General features: G+C 38.0%; 21 protein-coding genes. 4 read left to right on the forward strand and 17 right to left on the reverse strand.

Translation table 11 applies throughout. From position 1 onward, the window contains the following. Positions 1 to 124 precede the first annotated feature (124 nt). From ACYT32_RS00465 to ACYT32_RS00475, 3 genes are read right to left on the reverse strand one after another with little or no spacing between them, the layout of a single operon-like run. A complete protein-coding gene (locus tag ACYT32_RS00465; protein WP_395263973.1) occupies positions 125 to 1,042 on the reverse strand; it encodes a sce7725 family protein in 918 nt (305 codons plus the stop codon). Continuing rightward, positions 1,039 to 1,755, reverse strand: a complete 717-nt coding sequence (locus ACYT32_RS00470; protein ID WP_395263974.1) for a hypothetical protein — start codon at positions 1,753 to 1,755, stop codon at positions 1,039 to 1,041. Before ACYT32_RS00470 ends, ACYT32_RS00465 begins: the two co-directional genes overlap by 4 nt. Then, a complete protein-coding gene (locus ACYT32_RS00475) occupies positions 1,736 to 4,120 on the reverse strand; it encodes an ATP-dependent DNA helicase (protein WP_395263975.1) in 2,385 nt (794 codons plus the stop codon). Before ACYT32_RS00475 ends, ACYT32_RS00470 begins: the two co-directional genes overlap by 20 nt. 139 nt (positions 4,121 to 4,259) lie before the next feature. On the opposite strand from ACYT32_RS00475, the gene ACYT32_RS00480 reads away from it, so the two are divergent. Continuing rightward, a complete protein-coding gene (locus ACYT32_RS00480) occupies positions 4,260 to 4,814 on the forward strand; it encodes a TetR/AcrR family transcriptional regulator (protein ID WP_395263976.1) in 555 nt (184 codons plus the stop codon). A gap of 71 nt (positions 4,815 to 4,885) precedes the next feature. On the opposite strand, the gene ACYT32_RS00485 is transcribed toward ACYT32_RS00480, so the two are convergent. From ACYT32_RS00485 to ACYT32_RS00515, 7 genes are all read right to left on the reverse strand, one after another. After that, positions 4,886 to 5,716, reverse strand: coding sequence for a methyltransferase domain-containing protein (locus tag ACYT32_RS00485; protein ID WP_395263977.1), 831 nt, complete (start codon positions 5,714 to 5,716; stop codon positions 4,886 to 4,888). Positions 5,717 to 5,722: 6 nt separating this feature from the next. Continuing rightward, positions 5,723 to 6,289 (reverse strand): SOS response-associated peptidase family protein, encoded by a 567-nt coding sequence (locus ACYT32_RS00490; RefSeq protein ID WP_395264166.1) that lies wholly within the window; start codon positions 6,287 to 6,289, stop codon positions 5,723 to 5,725. Between the two features lie 57 nt (positions 6,290 to 6,346). Continuing rightward, a complete protein-coding gene (locus tag ACYT32_RS00495; protein WP_395263978.1) occupies positions 6,347 to 6,766 on the reverse strand; it encodes a DUF805 domain-containing protein in 420 nt (139 codons plus the stop codon). A 13-nt stretch (positions 6,767 to 6,779) separates the two neighbouring features. Continuing rightward, positions 6,780 to 7,124, reverse strand: a complete 345-nt coding sequence (locus ACYT32_RS00500) for a fluoride efflux transporter FluC (protein WP_395263979.1) — start codon at positions 7,122 to 7,124, stop codon at positions 6,780 to 6,782. After that, positions 7,121 to 7,537, reverse strand: coding sequence for a fluoride efflux transporter FluC (locus tag ACYT32_RS00505; RefSeq protein WP_395263980.1), 417 nt, complete (start codon positions 7,535 to 7,537; stop codon positions 7,121 to 7,123). Before ACYT32_RS00505 ends, ACYT32_RS00500 begins: the two co-directional genes overlap by 4 nt. Positions 7,538 to 7,593: 56 nt before the next feature. After that, positions 7,594 to 8,490 (reverse strand): phosphogluconate dehydrogenase (NAD(+)-dependent, decarboxylating), encoded by an 897-nt coding sequence (gene gnd / locus ACYT32_RS00510; RefSeq protein WP_395263981.1) that lies wholly within the window; start codon positions 8,488 to 8,490, stop codon positions 7,594 to 7,596. A 123-nt stretch (positions 8,491 to 8,613) separates the two neighbouring features. Beyond that, positions 8,614 to 9,171 (reverse strand): hypothetical protein, encoded by a 558-nt coding sequence (locus ACYT32_RS00515; protein WP_395263982.1) that lies wholly within the window; start codon positions 9,169 to 9,171, stop codon positions 8,614 to 8,616. A gap of 226 nt (positions 9,172 to 9,397) precedes the next feature. Between ACYT32_RS00515 and ACYT32_RS00520 the strand changes: the two genes are divergently transcribed. Continuing rightward, positions 9,398 to 10,786, forward strand: coding sequence for a hemolysin family protein (locus ACYT32_RS00520; RefSeq protein ID WP_395263983.1), 1,389 nt, complete (start codon positions 9,398 to 9,400; stop codon positions 10,784 to 10,786). 59 nt (positions 10,787 to 10,845) lie between these two features. Here the strand turns inward: ACYT32_RS00520 and ACYT32_RS00525 are convergent, their stop codons facing one another. The 5 genes from ACYT32_RS00525 to ACYT32_RS00545 all read right to left on the reverse strand — a co-directional run bounded on the left by ACYT32_RS00525 (position 10,846) and on the right by ACYT32_RS00545 (position 16,204). Then, complete coding sequence (locus ACYT32_RS00525) at positions 10,846 to 12,558, reverse strand: hypothetical protein (RefSeq protein WP_461793338.1); 1,713 nt, start codon at positions 12,556 to 12,558, stop codon at positions 10,846 to 10,848. Positions 12,559 to 12,597: 39 nt separating this feature from the next. Continuing rightward, on the reverse strand, positions 12,598 to 14,277 hold the full coding sequence (locus tag ACYT32_RS00530; RefSeq protein ID WP_395263985.1) for a hypothetical protein: 1,680 nt from the start codon (positions 14,275 to 14,277) through the stop codon (positions 12,598 to 12,600). Between the two features lie 66 nt (positions 14,278 to 14,343). Continuing rightward, the gene (locus ACYT32_RS00535) at positions 14,344 to 14,706 is read right to left on the reverse strand and encodes an iron-sulfur cluster biosynthesis family protein (protein ID WP_395263986.1); all 363 of its coding nucleotides are present in this window, start codon (positions 14,704 to 14,706) and stop codon (positions 14,344 to 14,346) included. Positions 14,707 to 14,720: 14 nt separating this feature from the next. Beyond that, entirely contained in the window at positions 14,721 to 15,536 is an 816-nt protein-coding gene (locus ACYT32_RS00540) for a hypothetical protein (RefSeq protein ID WP_461793339.1), read from the reverse strand. Positions 15,537 to 15,541: 5 nt separating this feature from the next. Beyond that, the gene (locus ACYT32_RS00545) at positions 15,542 to 16,204 is read right to left on the reverse strand and encodes an HAD hydrolase-like protein (RefSeq protein ID WP_395263988.1); all 663 of its coding nucleotides are present in this window, start codon (positions 16,202 to 16,204) and stop codon (positions 15,542 to 15,544) included. A gap of 87 nt (positions 16,205 to 16,291) precedes the next feature. Between ACYT32_RS00545 and ACYT32_RS00550 the strand changes: the two genes are divergently transcribed. Next, a complete protein-coding gene (locus tag ACYT32_RS00550; RefSeq protein WP_395263989.1) occupies positions 16,292 to 18,616 on the forward strand; it encodes an HAD-IC family P-type ATPase in 2,325 nt (774 codons plus the stop codon). A 73-nt stretch (positions 18,617 to 18,689) separates the two neighbouring features. Here ACYT32_RS00550 and ACYT32_RS00555 read toward each other — a convergent pair whose 3' ends face one another. Together ACYT32_RS00555 and ACYT32_RS00560 are read right to left on the reverse strand one after the other, a co-directional pair. Continuing rightward, positions 18,690 to 18,854, reverse strand: a complete 165-nt coding sequence (locus ACYT32_RS00555; RefSeq protein ID WP_395263990.1) for a hypothetical protein — start codon at positions 18,852 to 18,854, stop codon at positions 18,690 to 18,692. A gap of 64 nt (positions 18,855 to 18,918) precedes the next feature. Continuing rightward, entirely contained in the window at positions 18,919 to 19,116 is a 198-nt protein-coding gene (locus ACYT32_RS00560) for a hypothetical protein (protein WP_395263991.1), read from the reverse strand. Between the two features lie 234 nt (positions 19,117 to 19,350). Between ACYT32_RS00560 and ACYT32_RS00565 the strand changes: the two genes are divergently transcribed. After that, a complete protein-coding gene (locus tag ACYT32_RS00565) occupies positions 19,351 to 19,728 on the forward strand; it encodes a hypothetical protein (protein WP_395263992.1) in 378 nt (125 codons plus the stop codon). The last annotated feature ends 22 nt before the right edge of the window (positions 19,729 to 19,750 follow it).

Here is a 19,750-nt window from a genome sequence, read left to right on the forward strand (position 1 = left end):
CTAACGCACAGTCTCGGAAGAAAATAGACTGTCTTGCAAAGCAAAATCTCAGTGAACTAACCGCCTTTAATGGTTACATTCACTGAGATTTTTTTGATCCATAGCATAATTAATTTTTTCATTCCTAATTTTTTAAATTCAGTAATCGATTCATCAATTGAAAATGATGCATTAACGACAATTTTTTGACCGTCCCTAAGCCGGGAAACTTATCCACCTGTTGATAACTCAATAATTCTTGTAACGCAGGAGTTTGGTTGAGACCAGAGATATTTTCAGCTGACCAATCGACTAATTTTGCTAAAGCTTCTTGAAATTTCTGTTTTTGCCCACCCATCGTCTGATTACTATCGGAAACAAAATGATGAATTCTTAGATCGCCTTTACTTGTCACATAAATTACATGCAAGGTGATTGCCCGAGCTGGCATTCCTTTGTCAAAATAAATATGCCCGACCATTGAATAATCGCTATAATCAGTAAAATTGTCAACTTGTTGATACCAATATGCTGGTTCAAAGAATTCATCCGTTAAGATGTCATAATCTTCAACATGTTTAATCGAAGTCAACGGATCACTCAAGAGAGCCGCCTTTTTGGGAACCAGTCGATGCATTCGCGCCTCATCAGGAATAAAAACACGTTTAACGGTCTGCAAAACTCTGGTATTTTGGTAAGCTTTCAACATTTCAAAGTTATTCGCGATGAGAAGGGCTGATTGCTGGCGGTTATGTTTTAAAAAGTCCCCACTAAAATCGGCCGCTAAAATTGCGCTGGGGTAATAAAAATCTAAATCAGTCAATTCAGGCAACGGGAAAAGCTTAGTATCATTCAAGCCATAGACACTCACTTGCGGATTAGCTATCACACTAAATGGTTGTTGATGTTCAATGAAAGTTTGAACCGTCTGTTGCAATTCTTTGGAATCCCGCACAGGCTCAATAATGGGAACTATTTGAGAACCTAATTGATCTGCTTCACAAAGCTCTTTTAAGGCTAATAAATCGTACATCCGGCCACGAAGATAAGGAAAATAGGTCATAACTTATCCTCCAAATCAGGTTGCTGTGATTCTTGTATTTGTAACTTCAAAGTTTGGAGTTCTTCGTTTCTGGCGTCTAATTCTTCCTGTAACGCCGTTATAGCTTGATCTTTTAATTCATCATTGAAGCGATCATAAAAATTATGGTCAGGATGGTAAATATCGTAGCCAATCTTACTGCGCTTTTGTAGTTCTTTGTACAATTTATCATCTGAATATAACTGCAACCCTTTTTCTACCCGTTTAGCTTTATCCACTTCCCGAAACAGCGAGGCCACAAAGTGACTAGTTAACTGCTTTTCATCGACTTGCAAGTCTTGATATTGAGCTTTTTTGGCCACGGTTAAAAAACCGGGAGCTCGTAAAGTTTGAGGTGTCGCTTCAAGTGCCTTTTTATCAAACGGCCGATAAATCAATACGCCAATGTGAGCAGGAATCTCTGCTGCTACTTCGGTGTATAACTTCTGTGGTAAAACGAAGTAATTGTAATTTCCAATAAAAGACAATTTAGCCTTAGAGTGAAAATCATTTTTGGTAACCTTGAGTTCATAGCAACGCCACTCGATTTGGTCATCTGACAATTGTTGATAACTTAAAGTATCCACGATTCCCTTTTTGTCTGGCATTGAGACTTCTTCGACCACATAAGCTCCTTGTTCGTAACAATATTGATAGAGCGTACTCTCGAGATTCTTAGTCAATTTTGTTTTCATGGCTCTGCTCCTTCCAAAAGTTATCAACTGCTCCTCTTAATTGAGGCAACGAACTGACCCGACGATAGTTCTGCCAGTGATTGGGGAAAAGTTTTGTGTATCGAAAACTCGCAAAGCGCTGATCCAATAACAAGACGACTCCCACATCATGACTGCCGCGAATCAAACGTCCGGCTGCTTGCAAAACATTATTCATCCCCGGCATTTGATAGGCATACTCAAAACCTTGGCCGTTTTTTTGATCATAGTAGTTTTTAATCAAATTATTCTCAGCACTCAATCCCGGCAAACCAACGCTGACGATTGCCACACCGCTCAAGCGGTCTTTTCGCAGATCGATTCCTTCCGAGAAAATTCCTCCCAGTACGCAAAAAGCCAACATTGTCTGCGTAGGATTTTCGACGAACTGAGCTAAAAATTGTTGCCGGGCAGCGTTATCCATCTCGTTAGCTTGAACTATCGTCTTTATTTGTGGATAGCGAGTTTCAAAAGCGGTCTGAATTTGTTTCAAATAGCTGTAAGAAGGAAAGAAGCACAAGTAATTACCAAGTTTACCATCAAGCATTTGCTTGAGACTTTCCACAATACTATCCTGACTGAACGGACGCTGCTTATAAGTCGTTTGAATATACTGGGTGATCAAAATCTCCTGATTTTCAATGGGGAATGGCGATGGCAATCGGTAAGCTAGACTGTTATCAATCCCACCTAAAACACTCTGATAATAATCCATTGGCGATAAGGTTGCTGAAAACAAGACCGCACCCAGACCTAAATTAAGCGATTCATCTATAAAATGACTAGGATCTAAGCAAAGCTGTTTAACTATGAGATGCTTGTCCTCTATAACGATTCTAGTCTTATAGCTGTCGTTATATAACGCTCCAATCTTAACAAAGGTTAGAGCTTCAAAAAAATAGTCTTTCACATCGTCTAAAAATGCCGAATTTTTTTGTTCCGCCATCCAATCACTAACAAAATCATCAAACTTACCGAGCGCCTTTAGTAGTTCTAAAGGTGCATCACTTGAGATTTGCTCTTCCTTATCAAGTTCTTTGAGCGATCGTTTGATCTGATTAAAAACTCGGCGAACCTTTTTTAACTGCTTTTGAAAATCAGCACTTGCCTTCGTTTCAATAGCTTTGGCCTGCTTTAATAATTTAGCAATTGCTTGATCACTGATCGTGGCCGAATACATATCCCGCGAACGACTCACTAAATTGTGAACTTCATCGATCAAGAAAAAGTTGTCCGTATCTTTTTCCACAAAGAAACGTTGCAAGTAAACCAGTGGATCAAATAAGTAGTTGTAATCACAAATAATCAAGTCGCAAAACAAAGAAGCATCTAAGGAAAATTCAAATGGATCAACCATATGTTTTCGTGCGTATCTTTCAACCACCGAACGTGTAATAGCATCTTCATTCGTCAACAAGTCTGCCAAAGCCGGTTTCAAGCGGTCATAATAGCCTACCATATAAGGATTTTCTTCCGGTGGAACGTCGATTTCTTCAGGAAAACGAATTTTATCTTTGGCCGTCAAAGTCATACTTTTGATTTTTAATCCGTGATTGGCCATTAAAGTAACCGTCTCTTCAGCCACATGGCGCGTACTTTGCTTAGCAGTTAAATAAAACAGTCGTTGAATCTTCTCTTCGCCCATAGCCTTAATTGCTGGAAAAAGGGTTGAAATCGTCTTACCAGTACCAGTCGGTGCTTCCACAAATAATCTTTTTTTGAGCACGATAGTTTTATACACGGCCGCCGCTAATTCATGTTGGCCAGTTCGAAATTTTGGAAAAGGAAACGCCAATTGTTTGATAGATTCATTGCGCGTTTTTCGTAACTTTGCTCTAAGAACTAACCAATATTCGTACTCGTCGATCAATTCTTGAAAAAATTTCGTCAAGCTAGCCCGATTCAATACTTGATCATTAGTCGTTACGGCTTCGTTATTCACTTGAAAATAAGTCAGACGCAAGGTAACTTCATCAAATTCTGGATGGTCTTGTAAGATGATATAACCATAAACTTTGACCTGAGCCCAATACAATTCTAGGGTGTTATCGCTTAAATCTTCATAAGCTTGCTCTGAAGTTTTGATTTCTTCAATCGTTATTTTGTCAGCTTGGGCAGTGATGCCATCGGCTCTACCAGAGATCAGGTATTGCGTATCATTCATAGTAACAGCCGTCTTTAAATAAACTTCACTTTGATAATTTACGTCTTTTGAACGCAACTTTTGGAGATGACGATGGATTCGGGCTCCATTTTGCGCCGTGTTCTGACTGTTCTTAACCTCAATGAGGTCTCCGCTACGCAGAACGAATTCTACCAATTGACGAATTCCAATCTTAGTCGTCATGACTTACCTCCCAAATTACTAAGTTACATTGTAAAACATGTGTTCGACTTTGTCTGTAATCATTTCTTTTTCGGTGACGTTTTCACTAGAAACTTATATAATTATATGTATCACACGATTGAGCAGGGAGGGACGCAAAATGACCAAAGACACGAAACGGATTTTACGTGAAGCCTTGTGTACCACACTCCACCACAAAAATATCGATCAAATTACAGTTAAAGATATTGTGACGGAATGCCATCTGACTCGACAGACCTTTTACAATCATTTCTCTGATATTTATGAGTTAGTTGAATATTCCGCTAGTCTAGAAGCTAAAGAGATTCTTGAGCGGACTGCTAACTACGAACACTGGCAGGAAGGTTTTTATCAGATCATGCTCTTAACTAAAAAAAATCAAAAGATCACCAAGAATACTTATCAATCTGCCTATCGCGACGTTATGCTCAAATATCTTTTTAAAGTACTATACAGTTATGTGATAAACATTGTGGAAAAGCAAGCTGTCGGTTTGAACGTTGAACAACGTCACAAGAATTTCATCGCCCATTTTTACAGTTTGGCTTTCATTTCACTGATTTTCGATTGGTTCCGTCATGATATGAAAGAAGATCCTCAAGAACTGGTTAATGAGATCGAAGTATTAATCGGCGGAGATTTCAAAAGCGCTTTACATAAATATGCAAATTAAGAGCCATCTAAACCTCAAGACAAGGGTTAGATGGCTCTTTGCAATTTTAAGCAATTATTAAAAAATTATTCTTACTTCATTTTTCCTACTAAGATGGTGGCACCAACAGTTATTTCAGAAACTGGGCTCCAATCGATCAGGCTGTTATCCACATTAAATAATAACGGCGTCATACCGATAAAAGCTGCCCTTTGCGCTTCGGAAACTGAGTACGTCTTAGTGGCATCAATCTGATCGACCAGTTGATAGTGCTCTTGGAAGTAATCCAACACCTTTTGATTGGAATAACTGGCTTGTTGCAGTTGATCTTGAGCTTGTTTTCGCAATTCCTGGACATGATATTGGTTGGGAATAACTTTGAGCACAAATCCTCCCGGTTGAAGAATTCGATTAAACTCGTTGTAATTGGCTGGCGAAAAGATATCCACAATCCCATCAATCACTTGGTCTTGAATTGGTAAGTGAGCTAAATCTCCGACAAACCACTGCACAGGTGTATTGACACCTTTAGCTGCTAATTGAATTGAATCTTTAGAAATATCAAAGGCTAAGACCTTTCGGCCCTCTAACGTAGCCATCTTTTTGGAATAATAGCCTTCTCCACAGCCGACATCTAAAATACTGGTCAAGTTCAGCTGTTGAATCAATGACATCATTTTGTCCGCAATATGATCGTACATTCCGCTCTCTAAAATCAAATGACGCTTCTCAAACGAAGCCTTATCATAATTTTTCACTTGTTTTTTGTTTAAAACAAAATCTACGAAACCTTTTTTAGAGATGTCAAAATTATGATTTTGTCCACAAGTCAAACTATTATTGTTAAATTCTAAGACTTCTCCACAGATGGGACATTGAAAATAATCACTACTTTCACTAAATTTTTGAATTTTACTATTCATAAATACCTATTCCTCTATTTGCGACTTTAACTGGGGCATGGCGCTACTTAAAAAATTTTTGGCAAAATCGGTGTCATAGATCCAAGCATTGATCTGATTCTTGGCTAAAATCAAGGGCATACGATCATGAATCTGAATCATTGACTCATTCGGTGCCGTCGTGAATAAAATACTTCGGGCCACATTGTCAAAGTAATTATAGCAACCAGCAATAAATAATGTTTGGGGACTATTATCGAAATTGAATTTATACTTTTGCTTGGATTTATTCCACTCAAAGAATCCAGTTGTTGGATAAACACAACGCCGTTGCAAGAATGATTGGGAAAACATTGATTTTTCTAAGACTGTTTCCGAACGAGCATTGATCAAGGACTGCCCCGCTTTGAATCCAGGAAAGCCCCACTTCATCGCCACGACTTTCACCTGTTTAGAACCAGCCACGATTAGAGCTGTCTCATCAGTGGGAAAGACTTCACCTGTCTTGGGAGTATAGCCATCAGCTACTGCCAATTGATAAATTCGCTTTATTTCCGGGTTTTTATCAGGGTCAAACAAAAAACGGCCACACATCATCATTCCTCCTTCAAAAACAAAAACTAGAACATCTCTGTTCTAGTTTAACAAATTCTATAGTTGTTTAGGCCAACGATTACCAGCATTCTTTTGTGGTAAGCACAATAAGATCAATACCGCCAATCCACCAAATGGAATTAAGGAAAGTAAAATTAACCAACCGCTCAACTTACGATCATGCAACCGTCTGATAATAGCCGTAAACAAAGCAATCCAATAATAGCTCATGGTCATTGCAATTGCGACACCAATAATTGAGCTCCAATAGAAATCATTGATTGGCATCTTGGTCATTAGCCAAATCAAAACTGCAACTAATAAATAAGCAATAATTGAGATGCCCAAAGCACCCCACCAAAAGTCCTTACGACTCATACGTTTAGCACCAACAAATAAATCTTGAAAGTACAATTTTGTTGAAGAGATTATTCCTGGTCGAAAACTTTCGTTCCAGACTGATTCTTTCATTTGCATGTTTAATGTTCTCCTAAATGTGAATACCGATGACGAAACCTATTATCCCAAAGACATACGTCAAAAGGAAATACCAAAAGCAACGCCACATTCGACGTTGGAACCACAATTGACTCAATTCCATATTGAAGGTTCCAAAAGTGGTAAAGCCACCACAAAATCCAGTGCCTAGCAATAATAATATCGCACCATCATGAATTTGTGCAGTTAAAATACCTAACAAAATGGCTCCCGAAATATTTATCAGCAACGTAATTATGGGAAAATCGATTGCTATTTTTGCCTGTAATTGTGTTAATTCATTTCTTAAAAAGGCTCCTAACGTGGCACCACAGCCGACGATCAAAAAATTACTCATTTCAGACGTCTCCTCTTCACATAATCACTAAATGCCCTTGAGGCGGCCCAATAGTTGCCTACTAACGCTGCCAAGAAACCACCTATCATCGTGATGGACAGATAAATTGCTAAATCAAGCCACCGACTGTTGCTAAATAGACAATATGTGTCTGCTGTAAAAGTGGAAAAAGTAGTATAAGAACCTAATAAACCAGTACTTAAAGTCAAAATGATCTTTTTAGGCAGCTTGAAGCGGTCTTGCAAATAATGGATCAAAAACGGCAACAATAACGCTCCACTGATATTAGCAATCAACGTTCCTAAGGGAAAACCGCTCTTCGTTTTAAAAATCAGACTCTCCAAATAACGAAGATCACTACCAACAAAGGCTCCTACCAATAAATAGATAAAAGTTTCACTGCGTTGCTTCATCGTTACATCCTTTCTAAATTAAAAAAAACTTGTCCCAGACAAGTTTTTCCGATTTATTATTTTTCGACCGCATGGCCACCAAATTCATTTCTTAAAGCGGCGACAACTTTACCAGTAACGGTATCATCTTCTAGTGAACGATAACGCATCATTAACGAAGCCGCAATGACTGGCGTTGGAACTTGCAAGTTCAAAGCTTCTTCTAAAGTCCACTTGCCTTCTCCAGATGAATGCATAACGCCTTTAATTTCATCTAACTTAGGATCTTTTGAAAATGCTGATTGAGTCAATTCCATCAACCAACCTCTAATAACTGAACCATGTTCCCAAACCTTAGCGACTGCTTCATTATCGTAGTCGAATTGGCTGTGAGCTAGAACATCGAAGCCTTCTGCGATAGCTTGCATCATACCATATTCGATACCGTTATGAACCATTTTAAGGTAATGTCCACTACCAGCTTTGCCAGTATATAGATAACCATCAGTCTGAGCAATTCCTTTGAAAATTGGTTCGATATATTCAAACGTCTTTTCATCGTCGCCACCGATCATAAAGTTACCATCACGGTTAGCACCACGCATACCGCCTGATGTACCAGCATCGAAGAACTTAATCTTTTGTGCAGTTAGGATCTCGTTGTGTCTTAATGAATCTTTGTAAAATGAATTTCCCCCGTCAATTACAATATCATTTTCATCGAGAATCTTACTTAGAGTATCAATGGTTTTGTTGGTTGGATCGCCAGCTGGTAACATAACCCATACAATACGGGGTGCACTTAAAGCTTTGACAGCTTCTTCCAAACTGTCTTTTACTTGTGCCCCAAGCGTTGAAGCGTCATTTCTGGCTCCGTCGCTTAAATCAAACGCCACCACTTCGTTACCGTTACGAATCAAATTTTCTGTCAAATTGATTCCCATCTTGCCAAGCCCAATCATTGCTAATTTCAAAATTAATCCTCCTAATATGTCTTATCACAGTTTCTAATTATACATAAAAAATCCGCCCCAAAGTTAACATTTTGGTGCGGACCGGTTGTGTGAAAGGTTGATATTAGTGGATTGATTGGCTGACTAGCCCATGAATCTATTCCACCAGTGACCTCGTTTATCATCGTCTACTTTTTCATTTACACGTTCTTTGATAGTTTCATCATTTTTCACATGTGTATTTTCAGCTTTTTCTTCAGCTTGTTGTTTCAAAGTTGATAATTCAGCTTGAAGTTGCTCTTTAGTCTTTTGAGCATCGGTTAACTCTTGTTGAAGTTCTTTGATTGTTAACTCGCGTTTTTTATTTTCAGATTCCAATTTAGCAATGGTCGTCTGCATTTCTGATAACTCATCGCTTTTAGGATTATCGTCATTATTTGATGTCACGGCAGGATACACTTGAGCAGCGGCAGTTTCCAACGTCATTTTAGGGCCATGGCTCACCTTAACCATTTCCTTAAAATCTTCGATATTTTTGTCTGTATAAAGACGATTATTTTGACTGTTACGTTCAAAATATTTGCTATTCTCAGTCGTTTTCTCAACGATCAAAGAATACTTGCGTAGCGTTGCAACGCTGATGTCTAAGTCCTTAGCAGCTTGTGCAGGAGTTAATAAATTATTAGTTTTTACTTTACTCAAAAGGATTCCCCCAAGGTCGTTTCATTCTCTTCATTATAAAAATAAAGCCAGTTAAGTTCAACCACAATTTCTGTTAGCCTCGCAAATTTAGTGCTAGTTAACTATATTTTAACCACAAAATTGGCTATACTTAAGATGTAAAAATAAAATATTTACTCGTGACCAAAGCAGTTAATTTTTCTTTGGTGTATAATGCGTTTTACAGGAATAGAAGGGAAATAATATATTGTCTAGTTCTACGATAACAACAAACTTTATTATCATTCTAATAACTTTTATTTTTGCGTTCTTCTTTGTGGCAGCGGAATTTGCTCTCGTGCAAACTCGTTCCAGCCAACTAGAAGATGCAATTCAAAAGGGCGAAGGTAATGTAAAGAAGCTAAAACGGGCTCTGATGATGGTCAACAACCTCAACGAGTACCTCTCGACAACCCAAGTTGGTACCAGTATTGCCGGTATCATTTTAGGTTGGATCGGTGAAAGTACAATTGAATATCTGCTAGTCGAAGTTTTCGGTGTTGTTCATCTATCAGCTGGGGGCAGCAGCGGTCTTCATGCCTTGAGTTCCATCATCGGGGTATTGCTACTAACCTACTTGGAAGTTGTTTTGACCGAAATCGTGCCAAAGAATATTTCCATTGATATGCCAATGACCATGTTGATGTTGGTCGTTACACCATTGAGATTCTTCCATTTGGCAACTTATCCATTCGTTTGGTTACTGAACGCTTCAGCCTCTGGAATCGTTCGCTTAATTGGTATGAAACCAGCCGATAGCGAAAACGAAGTTTTTTCACAGTCAGAGATCTTACGGCTCTCTAAGTCATCGATTGAAGGTGGCGATATGGAGCCAGACGACGTTATCTTTATGCAAAGAGCTTTTGAGTTAAACGATAAAGTAGCTAAAGATATCATGGTCGATCGGACAAGTCTTTATGTCGTTGATATTACTGACAAGGTCAAGGACGTCATCAAGGATTACCTCCAACAAGGTTTCTCAAGATTCCCTGTCGTGGCTGACAACGATAAAGATAAGATTCTGGGGTATGTCTACGCCTACGATATCGTCCGTCAGAACCAAGTTGATGGCGATGTTGGTATCAGCCGGATCTTGAGATCAGTTAATACCGTACCAGAAACAATGCCTATTCAAGATATTTTGAACAAGATGATCAAGAAACAGACCCCTATCGTTATTGTCGTTGACGAGTATGGTGGGACTAGTGGTATCGTTACAGATAAAGATATTTACGAAGAATTATTTGGAACTGTCAAAGATGAGATTGATGATGTTTCCGATGAATATATCGTCAAAAATGATGATGGTACTTATAACGTTTCAGGTAAAACGACGTTATACGATTTCGAACGTTACTTTAGAACTGATGTTAAGGAATTCCAAAAATCCGATATTATCACCGTTGGTGGATATTTGATTGAGAAGTTCCCTAACCTAAAGAAGGATTCAGAAATTGAATTGGGTAACTTCAAGTTTGTCGTTGCTGAATTCGACCACGGTTTCGTTAACTGGTTTAAAGTTTCCATCGATAAAACCGCCGTTACTAAACAAGATAATTTAGCATCATTGACCGACGTTGATGATTTGAAAGAATAACCTATAACAAATAAAAAGTGCCTTGCTACAATCTAATTTGATTGTTGGCAAGGCATTTTTCATTTGGCTTTATTATTGATCTTCAATCCTTCGATACGATTGAAATCAACTAACTCTAACTCATTAATAAACACGACGGCAATTATAATCAAAAGGGTTAAAAAGGAAATTCGACGACTGACTTTTTGAGCCATAGTCTCAAAGTAATCGACAGTGACTTTTCCCGAACCATTGATGGTAACTTGAGCTAAATTGTTATTGTTCTTATCAACACGCAGTTTAGAAACCTTCCCACTCGATTGCGTGGATTGGAAACCATAGTAAGCAATGATCGGCAAATCAACCTTGGCCTTTTTGGCTTGTTTGAAGTTGAAGCTCAATCTAGTTCCATACTGTTTAAAGTTTTTCAACTTAGCCTGTCCTTGGACCACCTTTGGCTTGTGGGCGCTTCTTTGCAATTGACTTAAAGTTGTCCCAACTGGCAAATACGACTGCTCCTTATCGATCGTAAAGGGTTCCTGTTGGTTATAAGCGTCATAGGTATTCATTTGTACCGGTGCACCTGTGACTAATCGATAACTTGCGGAAACGGCAAAAATCATCGTCAATGCAATCAAACCTAACTTGAAAGTTTTTTTATCAAAAATCTTCAAAGGATCAGCCGCTAGCACGATTGCCAGCAAAATAGTGGCTAACAAGTCTAGGCGCCAAGGATAAAGCATAAATTTCAAGACCGTATGGTTAAACACGACCCACGGCATAATGCTAGAAGTAGCTAATAACATCAAGATACCTAGAATTGAAAAATGTCTTAAAGCAGGCGCCTTAATCTTGGGCAACGAAATCAATAATATCAAGGCTGTGACAGTCAAAATCAAACCGATATTTGGTTGAGTGATAGTATTATTGAAACTCCACCCTAAAATGTCTGCGAAGTCAGTTGCCATATCAGGTAATCTGCCTTGAGCTTGTGACAAAATCAACTTCGTGTGATGGAGCTGCTCAAAAATGGGGACATAATAAGCTAGGCTCATCAAAGTTGAAGCAATCACGGCCCACAGTAATGACACCAAACGCCTACGGTGACTTTGCAATTCCTTAAATTGAGCAATTGCTATCAGCACTATCAGACTGGCCACCAACAGTGGTGAAATAGCTTGAGAATATACCAAACCAGTCATACCAAAAGCTAGATACAGCCAGTGCTTCTCATCTCCATAAAAGACTTCATAAATTCCTAATACCACAATCGGTAAAAAGAGCAGTGCCCCGATTTCACCGATATTTTGGCGAAACAACATCATATGCAAGCGATAAGTCGATAAAGTATACACAAAACTAAAAACGAGACTATTGAAATACTTTGGAACCGCCTTGTAGAAACATAAAAATGAAATTCCAAACGTCAAAAAATTCATTAACCAAAAATAAATCACAGTGGTTTGAGCACTAGAATAGCCGATCAACCGTAATATGGCCGCTGGATACAGTAATAAGTCAGAATTAAAAATACTGGCAATATAGCCAAATCCATTCAAAAATGACATATTGATCAGTGGAAAGAATTGATGTCGTTGCATCGAATGATACAATCCTTCAATCCGCATCATCTGAAATCTATTTTCACTCGAGGCGATATAGGCCCAGATTTTTCCATGACTGATTTCAGCCTGATATAGCGCTAAAAGGCTGACTAAAGCAAAGAGTAATGCTGTCAAAATAATCAGCAAACTCGTTTTAATTTTTTTATTTTTCAGAAAAGTTAATTGCAAAATAGAATACCTTCCTTGTAATACATGCAACACACCTTATTATACTAATTCATTATTCTCTAAAGATACTCTATTTTGTAACTTTTTCTGAAAGATAACTCCTAGAATTAAAATAAACAGACTAAAAATTGAACAGTTACGGCTAATTCTTTGAATGGTCGTTTTGAAGTAATCGATCTCAACTTTCCCTGCGCCATCGATCGTCAACTGACCTAGGCCATTATTTTCCTGATTCATTCTGATTTCCGACACCTTGCCAGTGGAATTCTTAGCGGAATAACCGTGATAACTGATTACAGGAACATCAACTTTTGCCTTTTGAGCATTTTTATATTTGAACTGTATTTTTGACCCTTTTTGCTTGAAGTCAAAGATCTCTGCGGTTCCACTTTGTAATTGCGGCAAATGTGAAGTTGCGGCCAATGCATTTAGTTGCGCAGACTTAGGTAAGTACTCTTGTCCGGCACCGATACTAAACTTATTTAAATCATTGAATTGTGAATATAATTGATATTCATCGGGATGATTCTTGATCAACATTTGTTCTGAACCAATGGTCAATCCAAACGCAATTCCAACTAATAAAACTTTCTTCCAGGTCTGTTTGAACCAATTGATTGGATCACTTGCCAAAATAATAGCTATTAAAATCGAAATAATCATGAAAAAGCGCCACGGAAATTGAATCATATTTAGAGGCGTATTAACAAAAAGCTGCCAAGGAAATAAATTAGTCGTCATAAAAAACAATATTTCTGCAATAATTGCAAAGTCTCGAATCGGTGGATTTTTTACGAACCAAACTGTAAAAGGAATAATTAAAATAACTAATAAAAATAGCGCCCCAATGTTCTGATTGTAGAGATCACTAGTCAAACTCCAATGCCACAAATCGCTTAGTCCCATACTCCCCTGAGAAATATATAACAACGGATCGTGAGTCAGTTTAAACTGAGTCGTTTTCAATTGCTCATAAATTGGTAAAAAATACGCTAAGGTTAAGGCTAATGACGTTAAGCTCGCATATAACAACGACAATAGTCGCCTCGGTTCTCTGATAAGAGTCTTACTTCTCAACACCATCACCATTAAGATAAAAATCACTATCAAAATTGGTGATAAGGCGTGGGAATAGATTACCGCTGACATTCCGATGGCTAAATAGATCCACTTTTGCCGATTGCCGTAAAAAATTGCGTAGACTCCTAAAACAACCAAGGGTAAGAATGTAAAAGTCAAAGTCTCCCCAATGTCAAAACGTCGCACCATATCAAAAATACGATAGATTGAGAGACTATAAATCAAGCTAAACACTAAACTTTTATCATACCTGTGGCTGACTTGATAAAACGACCAGAAGGAAATCAACAAGGTACAAAAGTTCAAAATCACATAATAGGCAACAAATGACTCTGCTATCGATAAACCTGCCATTCTCAAGAGCGCTACTGGATAAAGCCACAAATTGGAATAAAAGATATTAGAAATATAACCAAAACCGTCCATAAAGGTCATATTGACGGCTGGCAAATAAACTCCATCCCGCATGGATTCATAGAGACCTTCCATTCGAACAACATGGAATCGCCCATCGTTATTCATCCCTAGAAAAGTCCAAATATGACCATTTAAACCCGTTAAATAGATTGAGGCTAGACTGACAAATATAAATAATAATAAAGTTAACAAGAATTTATGTTGAGCTATTATTTTCTTCATAGTATTTCCGCCTTGACGAGAAAAGGGAGCCTAAAGACAAATGTCTTTAAGCTCCCTCAATATTTTTTAATTGTTTTTCACCAAATCGTAATCGATGATATTAACGCTCTTATCGATGATCTCTTTAGAGTTGGAGAAAATTATGAGTTGGGTCTTTGGATCAACTTTTAGTGACATACTGTCGTCTAAAAATTCTTTAGCACTGTTTTTAAAGTAGATCGTTCCCAATTCACTTTCCAAATGTGTCGAATAATCACTCAAATCCTCATCAGTGTCAACTACCATAATTCGAAATTTGGTTAGCAAAGCACAAGTACCCTCATTGGAGAATTTACCAAATCCATCATCAAGATCAAGTAAAATCTTCTTGCCTGCATCGACGTATTTTTGTAGTTTTGCCTGTGCTGGTTCAGTAATTTCGATTTTCATAGCGGATTCCTCTTTTAATACTTATATTTGGTCGTGCTGCCCCAATCCAATAAACTCACGATGAAAACCATGAAGATAATGGAAATATAGCTGAGCAAAATGCCATTTAGTACATTATATAAGACATCTCGAATATTGTAATCGATGTTGCTTACGATCATATCTTGCAGAGGATAATAAGTTGCTCCCAACAAAGCGGCTAACAAAATCGAGGTACAGATTCCCACTGTTCCTAAATGATGGAAGAATAACATGTTGGAACCGACTTTGACCCGCAATCGAATCGCCAACAAAATAAAGACTACTGCCGCAATCATCATAATGGCCTTGATCAGTCGTTTGATCGTCTGAATTTGACTGATGACCTTTTCGATTTGCCCCAGGTCATTATCGACAATTTGATTCATGATCGCCTCATTGCTGTTGATGACCGTATCAATCTCACTGTCGATATTAAGTCCGTAGTCTTGAGCTTCTTTTTTTAATTTAGTACTGATAGTCGCCAAAATAGCGCTACCTACTGTTAATTTAGAGTCACCACTATACACTTCGTCCACGGAAGTATCGATGATTTTCTTTACATCACTATTAGTCAGATTGACCGCTGAAAGGTTGGCTGAAGCCGAATAACTGTTCACCAAGCGACCTAATCTTTGATTAGTATAATTTTTAATTAAGGTAACATTACTCTCACTATTAACGACTTTTTTGACATAATTCGCGTTTAAAACTGTCGAAAGTGTAATACCGAAAAAAACAATTACCATTAAACAAATCGATAATAAAACTAATGTAAAACCGTGTCTGTTGTACGATGATGACTTGCTCATAATTTCTAATTCTCCATAGCTAGTTTAGCAATCTCCTGTGGATTCTTAACGATCCATTCAGAATTAGCAGCTTTTAGTTCATCGTAATCACCAAAGCCATAAGTGACACCAATAGCCTTGAGATTATTCTTGTGTGCCCCGACAATATCACTGCTACGATCCCCAACCATAACAAGGTTTTTAGTATCCAAATCAACTGAAGTTTTCTTAATCCCGTAAGAAATGACGTCTTCTTTCAAAGAACGAACTGACTCATCTTCAGCCGCACCAAAAACGTGTCTAACATATTGTTTCATATTTAATTGATCGATAATTCTTTTTGCAAAAATCTCCGGTTTAGAAGTGGCAATAAAGATTTCTTTATCAGCCGACTTTAAGGACTCCATCATATCATAAATCCCATCGAAGACTGTATATTCTTCCCAGCCTTGCGCTTGATAATATTCCCTAAAAGCATTTATACTTTGGTTAATAAATGGATCATCTGCTGCAACGTGGTCATATTTTTGTAATGAAGCCCCAATCGTTGGTCCGATAAAAGTATGTAACGTGGCATCATCATGCGGCACATAGCCTAAAGTTTTATTGTACATATACTTTAAACTCTTCATAATTCCAATTTCTGAATTAATAATCGTTCCATCCAAATCAAAAAACAAATTGTTCAAATTAGCTTCATCCTTTTGTGTTAAATTTAAGTTATGTAAAGATTATATAGCATTCAATCGAAAATAACTAACAGTCGTAGGTAGAGTATGGCAAAAATAAAACGTCCTCAAGAATACACCAGTCTCGATGCGGGTTTAACTGCGACACAAGTTGCCTCACAGACTCAAGCGGGACTAAGTAACGTTCAAATCAAAAAATTATCGCGGCCAATCCCTAAAATTTTGGCTGACAACTTATTCACTTTGTTCAACTTTTTAAACTTAATCATCGCCTTATTAATTGCTTGGACTGGTTCATATCGAAATCTCTTCTTCTTAGGACCAGTGATCGCTAATATCATTATCGGTAGCTATCAAGAAATCCGTGCAAAAATTACCATCGATAAGATCAGTCTCGTTCATGCAGCAACTTTTACCGTTACACGGGATGGAAAAGATCAAGAAGTTGATATTGCCAGCTTAGTTGAAGACGATATCGTTACGCTCAAACGTGGCGATACGATTCCAGCAGATGGTATCGTCCGCTACACTAACGGTTTGCAGACCAACGAATCAAGTATCACCGGTGAAGCTGACACCATCAGTAAACAGATTGATGATGAAATCTATTCCGGCAGTTTCGTTGTCGCTGGTCAAGCTAAAGTTCAATTGACACAAGTAGGACGGGAAAGCTTTGTTTCAAAAATTTCTTCTGCTGTCGGCAAAGAAAAACGCAACGTCAGTGTCCTAATGAAAATCATTAACAATATTATTAAGATTTTAACATACACAATTATTCCCGTCGGACTTCTTTTATTCTTTCGTTCATTTCTAAAAAATGGCGATATTTCCAAAGCCATTTTAGGAACTTCCGCTTCTGTGATTGGGATGATTCCCGAAGGTCTAGTACTCTTGACTTCTGTTGCTCTAGCAACTGGTGCCTATAATTTAACTAAACGGCAGATCCTCGTCCGTTCACTAAGCGCTATTGAGACCTTAGCCCGCGTCGACGTTTTATGCCTCGACAAAACGGGTACAATCACCACTGGTAAATTGACTATCAAAAAAACTGTGGCTTATCAAACTTCAGAAAGTAACGTCCAAGCCATCGCTCAAAAAATCGTTGACGCTACTAAAGAAACCAATGCCACTGCTTTGGCGGTCAAAAACTTAGGTGTTGCGCCGTTACAAAAAGATATCAAGGAAGTCATACCATTTTCATCGGAAACAAAGTATTCTGGTTTTATTGCCACCGACAATACCCGCTATATCATGGGTGCTCCTGAATTTATCATTGAGAATCCGACTACAGAGGTCAAACAGACCGTTGAAACGGCTGCTCAAGAAGGCTTTCGTGTCATTGCTGTGTTAGCTGATGAAAAACTTCAAGGACTACTATTGATCTCTGACGAAGTTCGTAAACAAGCTCCGGATACTTTTAGTTACTTGAAGAATCAAGGTATAAAATTGCGAATTATTTCGGGTGATAACCCCGTCACTGTTGCTAACGTAGCCGTCCAAGCCGGAATTTCTTCAGGTCATGACTACGTTGACATGGGTACTATCTCTGATGAAACAGACTATCACGATCTAGTCAAAAAATATAAGATTTTTGGCCGTGTACGTCCTGCTCAAAAAGCCGATTTGATCAAGGCTATGCAAGACAATGGTTTGACAGTTGGTATGACCGGTGATGGCGTCAACGACGTTTTAGCTATGCGTCAATCAGACTGTAGCGTTGCCATTGCGGGTGAAAGTGATGCGGCTGAGGCAACGGCCGACTTTGTGCTTTTGAATCGCAACTTCGATTCAATGATTTTTATGCTCAATGAAGGTCGTCGAGTTATCAATAACGTTGAGCGCGTGGCCTCATTATTTCTAATCAAGACGATCTACTCGGTGGTTTTATCAATCATCTTTATCGTTTTAGGAACCGGTTATCCTTTCCAGCCATCACAATTGACACCAATCAATGCCTTGACCGTTGGAATACCAACTTTCATACTCGCTTTGGAACCTAACTACACTCCACCAGCTGGTCGTTTCATGCGCAACGTTATGGAAGTCGCCTTACCATCAGCAATCTGCAATATTTTACTGATCATGGCAATCTCAATCCTGGGAAATCATTTCAATTTCAACTACAACACAACTTCTACTCTATCAGTCTTTACTATCGGTATCATCGGTTATTGTGCGTTAATATCCATCAGTAATCCTTTGATTACCCGCAAAAAAGTCATGATTGCTCTCTCAATTGTGCTATTCATCATTACCTTCATTTTCAGTGGTAATACCTTTGGATTACAGAGCATTTTAGACTGGCATTACGCTTATTTATACGTTGCTTTGTCATTGATTGCTTGGCCATTATTTATGTTTATGCGTGAAGTCTTAGGTCGACGAGTCTTCTCAAGAATCAATTGGAAATAAATTTTTTAAAAGAGCCCCCTGATTCTAAATTTAGAAATCAGCGGGCTTTTTGAATGGAATCAAAAATGGGTATTTATTTATCTAATCGTAAAATAAGGTCAATTGCATAGACGACCAACCCAATCAAAACCGCATAGATAACACTCTGTACGATTCCATTGAGTTTCAAAGTTGAAATAATTGCGACTATTAAGGCCGCCACCAGAACTACTATCAACATTTTTACCATCTGTCGCATACAATCACCCCTTAATCAACTTCAGTCTACTTTTATCAAGCTCTTAATGCAACTGGGGAACCTTTTACTCCGAATGGCGTCGATGGTGCATAGCTTTTTCGTGATTCTTTTCCATGCCGCCTAAATAGATGACGGATAAGACCACCACCGCAAACATTGCTAAGATAGCATTGGGTTGATTCAATGAATAGAATAAAACGGATAATATCACCAAAACAATGATTGCAACTCGTAACGTTATTTTCGGGACATTTTCTTTCATAAAGATCTACCTCTCAGCTTTGAGATTTCACTTCAATTATGAAAGCTTAATTCGATTGATGCAATTTTCAAGCTTATGAATTTGTCAGTATCATTTTACAAATTGTCCAGCATTTAAAAAAATTGGTTTAATAATATTCCTTTGACAAGTTCACAAAAACATCAAGCATTCTTTAAATTCTATAAATCTTCTTATGATATGATGATTTTACAGTAAATGAAAGGAGTCTTTTTCATGTCAAAAAAAGTAATTGCCGTAGCTCTGGATATCAACAAGATTCCCTACGTTAATGATGCTGAAATCATCTTCACGCCTGGTCGCCAAAAGATTTGGTACACTGCCAATACTCAATCAATTGAGATTCCTAAGCATATCAAACTTGTTGACAATCTTCTCAACCAACTATTTGAAAAGTTCCACAAGAAACCATTCCAACGTGACTTGGCAACATTTAATTATTTTACTAAGTGCGTGACCCGTTACTTAAAAACACACCCTTATGACGAAATCGTCTTTGAAAATAACCAGTTACGTAACAAGATCTTACCCAATCTCCAAAATAAAAATGAATACGTTGTCAAAAATAACAAGAAGTTGGAAACGCAACTCTAATTTAACTAAAATCTTTGTATCC

Source organism: Companilactobacillus sp. FL22-3 (genome assembly GCF_054881455.1).

Excerpts from the sequence above, each read along its gene's own strand:
- ACYT32_RS00465 (WP_395263973.1), bottom strand. The coding sequence starts at position 1,042 with ATGACCTATTTTCCTTATCTTCGTGGCCGGATGTACGATTTATTAGCC.
- ACYT32_RS00470 (WP_395263974.1), bottom strand. The coding sequence starts at position 1,755 with ATGAAAACAAAATTGACTAAGAATCTCGAGAGTACGCTCTATCAATAT.
- ACYT32_RS00475 (WP_395263975.1), bottom strand. The coding sequence starts at position 4,120 with ATGACGACTAAGATTGGAATTCGTCAATTGGTAGAATTCGTTCTGCGT.
- ACYT32_RS00480 (WP_395263976.1), top strand. The coding sequence starts at position 4,260 with ATGACCAAAGACACGAAACGGATTTTACGTGAAGCCTTGTGTACCACA.
- ACYT32_RS00485 (WP_395263977.1), bottom strand. The coding sequence starts at position 5,716 with ATGAATAGTAAAATTCAAAAATTTAGTGAAAGTAGTGATTATTTTCAA.
- ACYT32_RS00490 (WP_395264166.1), bottom strand. The coding sequence starts at position 6,289 with ATGTGTGGCCGTTTTTTGTTTGACCCTGATAAAAACCCGGAAATAAAG.
- ACYT32_RS00495 (WP_395263978.1), bottom strand. The coding sequence starts at position 6,766 with ATGCAAATGAAAGAATCAGTCTGGAACGAAAGTTTTCGACCAGGAATA.
- ACYT32_RS00500 (WP_395263979.1), bottom strand. The coding sequence starts at position 7,124 with ATGAGTAATTTTTTGATCGTCGGCTGTGGTGCCACGTTAGGAGCCTTT.
- ACYT32_RS00505 (WP_395263980.1), bottom strand. The coding sequence starts at position 7,537 with ATGAAGCAACGCAGTGAAACTTTTATCTATTTATTGGTAGGAGCCTTT.
- ACYT32_RS00530 (WP_395263985.1), bottom strand. The coding sequence starts at position 14,277 with ATGAAGAAAATAATAGCTCAACATAAATTCTTGTTAACTTTATTATTA.
- ACYT32_RS00535 (WP_395263986.1), bottom strand. The coding sequence starts at position 14,706 with ATGAAAATCGAAATTACTGAACCAGCACAGGCAAAACTACAAAAATAC.
- ACYT32_RS00540 (WP_461793339.1), bottom strand. The coding sequence starts at position 15,536 with ATGAGCAAGTCATCATCGTACAACAGACACGGTTTTACATTAGTTTTA.
- ACYT32_RS00550 (WP_395263989.1), top strand. The coding sequence starts at position 16,292 with ATGGCAAAAATAAAACGTCCTCAAGAATACACCAGTCTCGATGCGGGT.
- ACYT32_RS00555 (WP_395263990.1), bottom strand. The coding sequence starts at position 18,854 with ATGCGACAGATGGTAAAAATGTTGATAGTAGTTCTGGTGGCGGCCTTA.
- ACYT32_RS00560 (WP_395263991.1), bottom strand. The coding sequence starts at position 19,116 with ATGAAAGAAAATGTCCCGAAAATAACGTTACGAGTTGCAATCATTGTT.
- ACYT32_RS00565 (WP_395263992.1), top strand. The coding sequence starts at position 19,351 with ATGTCAAAAAAAGTAATTGCCGTAGCTCTGGATATCAACAAGATTCCC.